Origin of the sequence: Thiohalocapsa sp., assembly GCF_019695415.1 — a bacterium.
GTDB lineage: Bacteria > Pseudomonadota > Gammaproteobacteria > Chromatiales > Chromatiaceae > Thiohalocapsa.
In genome coordinates, this window is sequence record NZ_JAIFKJ010000530.1 from 1 (window position 1) to 4950 (window position 4950).

The following is a 4950-nucleotide window of genomic DNA, read 5'->3' on the forward strand; positions in this document are numbered from 1 at the left end:
CCCCGCGTGGGTGGCCGGGGTGCGCGTGGGCTCCGTCGGTGCGACCCGTCTACCCAACCTTACAGGCGCCGGTTTCATGGGCCGATTACTGCCGGTGAGACCACATCCTCGGCGGCTCTGGGGCGAGCCCTGCTTCGCAGATGGCGCGTGCCTGCCGGAGGCGCCCGACCTCGGCGTGGTCTGCACCCCGCCGGCGGCGGTGCCGGAGGTTCTCGAGGCCCTGGGTGCACGCGGCGCCCGAGCGGCGGTGGTCATCACGGCGGGGTTCGGCGAGCTTGCGGACCGCGGCGCGGCCTTGCAGCGGTCGGTGCAGGCGGCGGCCGCCAGGCATGGGCTGCGGCTGCTGGGGCCCAACTGCCTCGGCGTCATCGTCCCCGGCTGCGGTCTCAATGCCAGCTTCGCACACCGCATGCCGGCGGCGGGCAGGCTCGCCTTCGTCGCCCAGTCCGGCGCCATCCTCACGGCGGTCATCGACTGGGCGGCAACCCGCGGCATCGGCTTCTCGCACCTGGTGTCCCTAGGCGACATGGCCGACGTGGGCTTCGGCGACGTGCTGGACCACCTGGCGGGCGACCCCGCCACCCGAGGCATACTGCTCTACGTCGAGGCCATTCGCGACGCCCGCCGCTTCCTGTCCGCGGCGCGAGCGGCGGCGCGCATGAAGCCCATCATCGTGGTCAAGGCGGGCCGACACCCGGAGGGCGCGCGAGCGGTGGCGTCGCACACGGGTGCACTGGCAGGGTCGGATGCCGTCTACGATGCCGCCTTCCGCCGGGCCGGCGTGCTGCGGGTGCGGGGGCTGACGGAGCTGTTCGATGCGGCGGAGGTCCTGGCGCTTGCGAAGCCGCCCCGCGGCGACCGGCTGCTGATCCTGAGCAACGGCGGCGGGATCGCCGTGCTCGCCACCGATGAGCTCATCGAGCAGGGCGGCCGCCTCGCGGTGCTGCCTGAGACGACCATCAGGGCGCTGGATGCCGTTCTGCCGGCCACCTGGTCCCGCGCCAACCCGGTGGACATCATCGGCGATGCCGACGGCGCGCGCTACGCCGCGGCATTGGACGCACTCTCGACCGTGCCGGACGTCGACGGGCTGCTGGTGCTGCACTGTCCGACCGCTGTCGCGTCACCAGAGGACACGGCAGCCGCGGTGGTGGCTGCGGATAAGGGACCGCAGCTGCTCACCAGCTGGGTGGGGGAGGCGGCGATGGCCGGTGCCCGAGAAGCCTTCGCAACGCACAGAATCCCGACCTACGACACGCCGGAGCAGGCGGTGCGCGCCTTCATGTACCTGGTGCGTTATCGCGAACGCCAGCGGCTGCTGATGGAAACGCCGCCGTCGCCGCCCGAGGATTTCACTACGGATGCGCCCCGGGTGCGCGCGCTGCTCGCGGGCCTAGACGCCGACGCACTGGCCCGCCGTGGCGGCTGGCTGACAGAGGTGGAGTCCAAGCAGGTGCTCACCGCCTACGGCATCCCGGTGGTGCCCACCCGGCAGGCGCAGACGCCGGCGGAGGCCGTAGCCATAGCGGCCGATATGGCCTCTGGCCCCTGGGTGGTGAAGCTGATCTCGCCGGACGTCCTGCACAAGCGCGCCGCCGGTGCCGTGGCGCTGGACCTGACGACCGCGGCGGAGGTGGGGCAGGCAGCGGCGCTGATGGCGAAGCGGCTCGCGGCGAGCCGACCCGATGCCGAGCTCACTGGCTTCAGCGTGCAGCCCATGGTGCGCCGGCGCGACGCCCATGAGCTCATCGTCGGCGTGGCTGACGATACCCAGTTCGGCCCGGTGCTCTTGGTGGGCCACGGCGGCAGCGCCGTCGAAGCGATCGACGACAAGGCCATTGGTCTGCCGCCGCTCAATCTGCGCCTGGCCCGCGAGCTCATCGCGCGGACCCGCATCCACCGGGTGCTCTCAGGCGCCGGCGGCGAGCCCGCGGCCGATCTGGATGCGGTGGCCCTGGCGCTGATGCGGGTGTCGCAGCTGGTGTGTGACTTCGCCGAGGTGCTGGAGCTGGACATCAATCCGCTGCTGACGGACGCCGGCGGTGTCCTCGCGCTCGACGCCCGGATTCGCGTGGACTTGAGCGCCTGCACAGACGATCCCGGCGAGCGCCTCGCGATCCGCCCGTATCCCAAGGCCCTGGAGGAGACCATCACCCTGGGCGACGGCCGCCGGCTGTTATTGCGGCCAATCCGTCCGGAGGACGAGCCCGCGCTGCAAGAGGCCGTCGCCGGGCTTACGCCGGAGGAGGCCCGGCTGCGGTTCTTCGCGCCCATGCGCACCCTGGACCACGTGGCCGCCGCGCGCTTCACGCAGCTGGACTACGACCGCGAGATGGCCTTGGTGCTGACGGAGCCCGGCAGCGCCGGGCGCACGCCCATCTACGCCGTCGCCAACCTGTCCGTCACACCGGACCGCCGACGTGCCGAGTACGCCGTGCTCGTGCGCCACGACATGGCCGGTATGGGCCTAGGCGTCTTGCTCATGCGCCGCGTCATCGACTATGCGCGCAGCCGCGGTGTCGGCGAGATCACCGGCGACGTGCTGCGCGACAACCGTACCATGCTGAAGCTCTGTGAGGTCTTCGGCTTTACGAAGCATCGCGACCCCGACGACCTTGGCATCGTCAAGGTGCGGCTGCGGCTCGATGACTCAACGGACGCCGCGCGACGCGGCGGTCGATGAAGGTGCGCAGACAGCCGCAGACGGCGGCAGGGCTAAGGGCTAAGGGCTGAGGGCTGGGGGACAGTTGTTGCCGGCGGCGTGGGAGCTCCCACCTCGGCCTGCGCCCGTCAGATTTGACCGAAGACAAACCGACGTCGTGACGGCTACGCGGTCGCTCGTCGGTCTGATGCATGGGTGCCGACCAACGACCTCGTTACGGTGCGGGCCTCTTCCTACGGGCAGCGAAGAATGCGCGCAGCAGGTCACCGGACTCAGCCGCCAGTACGCCGCCTTCGCAGGCGGTGCGATGGTTGAAGCGGTCGTCCGAGGGCAGCAGGTCGAAGACGCTGCCGCAGGCGCCGCCCTTGGGGTCCGGGGCACCGTAGATGACCCGCGCGATGCGGGCGTGGACGATGGCGCCGGCGCACATGGGGCAGGGCTCTAGGGTCACGTAGAGCTCGGCTCCGGTGAGCCGATAGTTGCCCACCCGGACGGCCGCGGCCCGCAGGGCCTGGATCTCGGCATGGGCTGTCGGGTCATGCGCGGCGATGGGGCGGTTCCAGCCCTCGCCCAGCACCTCGCCATCGCGCACGACCACAGCACCCACCGGCACCTCGTCTTCCGCTGCGGCCATTGCCGCCAGCCGCAGGGCTTGCTGCATCCACGCCTGATCCTGTTCTGCGGATGCGCGGCTCGGCACTGCTTCGCTGCCTGCGCGGCTCACTCCCACTCGATGGTGCCGGGGGGCTTGCCGGTGATGTCGTAGACGACGCGGGAGACGCCGTCCACCTCGTTGACGATGCGCCGGCTCACGTGGTCGAGGAAGTCGTAGGGAAGGTGGGCCCAGCGGGCGGTCATGAAGTCGACGGTTTCCACCGCCCGCAGCGCGATGACGTGGGCGTATTGGCGGTTGTCGCCGACGACACCCACCGAGCGCACCGGCAGGAACACCGCGAACGCCTGCGAGACCTGGTCGTAGAGGCCGGCGCCGCGCAGCTCCTCGATGAAGATGTGATCGGCATGGCGCAGGGTGTCGGCGTAGTCCTTGTGCACCTCACCGAGGATGCGCACGCCCAGACCCGGGCCGGGGAAGGGATGTCGCTGCACCATTTCCGCCGGCAGCCCGAGCTCCAGGCCGAGCTTGCGCACCTCGTCTTTGAACAGCTCCCTTAGGGGCTCCACCAGCCCGAGATTCATCGTCTCCGGCAGGCCGCCGACGTTGTGATGGGACTTGATGACCTTGGCCTTGCCGGTCTTCGCGCCGGCGGATTCGATGACATCCGGGTAGATGGTGCCCTGGGCCAGCCATCTGACGCCCTCGAGCTTGGCGGCCTCGGCGTCGAACACCTCGATGAAGGTGTTGCCGATGATCTTTCGCTTCTGCTCCGGGTCTTCGACGCCGGCGAGCCGGTCGAGGAACATTGCTTCCGCATCTACGCGAATGACGCGCACCCCCATGTGTCGGGCAAAGGTGGCCATCACCTGATCGGCCTCGCCGAGCCGCAGCAAGCCGTTGTCCACGAAGACGCAGGTAAGCTGGTCACCGACAGCGCGGTGCAACAGCGCGCCCACCACGGAGGAGTCCACGCCGCCGGAGAGGCCGAGCAGCACGTGGTCGCTGCCCACCTGCTCACGAACGGCGGCGATGGCGTCGTCGATGATATTGGATGGCGTCCAGAGGTTGCCGCAGCCGCAGATCTCGTGGCAGAAGCGGGCGATGATGCGCTGCCCCTGGCGGGTGTGTGTGACCTCCGGGTGGAACTGCACCCCGTAGAAGTCGCGGGACTCGTCGGCGATGCCGGCGAGCGGGGCATTGGCGGTCTGGGCAATGACGCTGAAGCCGGGCGGCAGGGACTCCACCCGGTCGGCATGGCTCATCCACACATCCAGGAGGCCATAGCCCTCGGGCGTGGTGTGGTCTTCGATGTCTCGCAGCAGCCGGGAATGGCCACGAGCGCGCACCTGCGCATAGCCGTATTCACGCTCCAGTGCTGCTGCAACACTGCCGCCGAGCTGCGCCGCCATGGTCTGCATGCCGTAACAGATGCCGAGCACGGGCACGCCGAGGTCGAACACCAGGGGGTCGGCGCGCGGGGTCTCGTCCACATGCACTGACTGGTGCCCGCCGGAGAGGATGATGCCGCTGGGGGCGAAGGCCCGGATCGCGTCTGCATCTAGGTCCCAGGGATGCAGCTCGCAGTACACGCCGGATTCTCGCACCCGCCGGGCGATGAGCTGCGTGTACTGGGAGCCGAAGTCCAGGATCAGGATGCGGTCGGCATGAATAT

3 protein-coding genes are annotated in these 4950 nt (G+C 69.9%); 1 reads left to right on the forward strand and 2 read right to left on the reverse strand.

Annotated features, from left to right (window positions below; genetic code table 11):
- Nucleotides 1-2683 (forward strand): bifunctional acetate--CoA ligase family protein/GNAT family N-acetyltransferase (locus I6U14_RS14700; RefSeq protein WP_296900267.1); only part of this gene is annotated, 2683 nt, incomplete at its 5' end.
- A 193-nt stretch (nt 2684-2876) separates the two neighbouring features.
- Here the strand turns inward: I6U14_RS14700 and tadA are convergent.
- Nucleotides 2877-3362, reverse strand: coding sequence for a tRNA adenosine(34) deaminase TadA (gene tadA, locus I6U14_RS14705; RefSeq protein ID WP_296900268.1), 486 nt, complete (start codon nt 3360-3362; stop codon nt 2877-2879).
- A 20-nt stretch (nt 3363-3382) separates the two neighbouring features.
- Complete coding sequence (gene guaA / locus I6U14_RS14710; RefSeq protein WP_296900269.1) at nt 3383-4948, reverse strand: glutamine-hydrolyzing GMP synthase; 1566 nt, start codon at nt 4946-4948, stop codon at nt 3383-3385.
- Nucleotides 4949-4950: the final 2 nt, after the last annotated feature.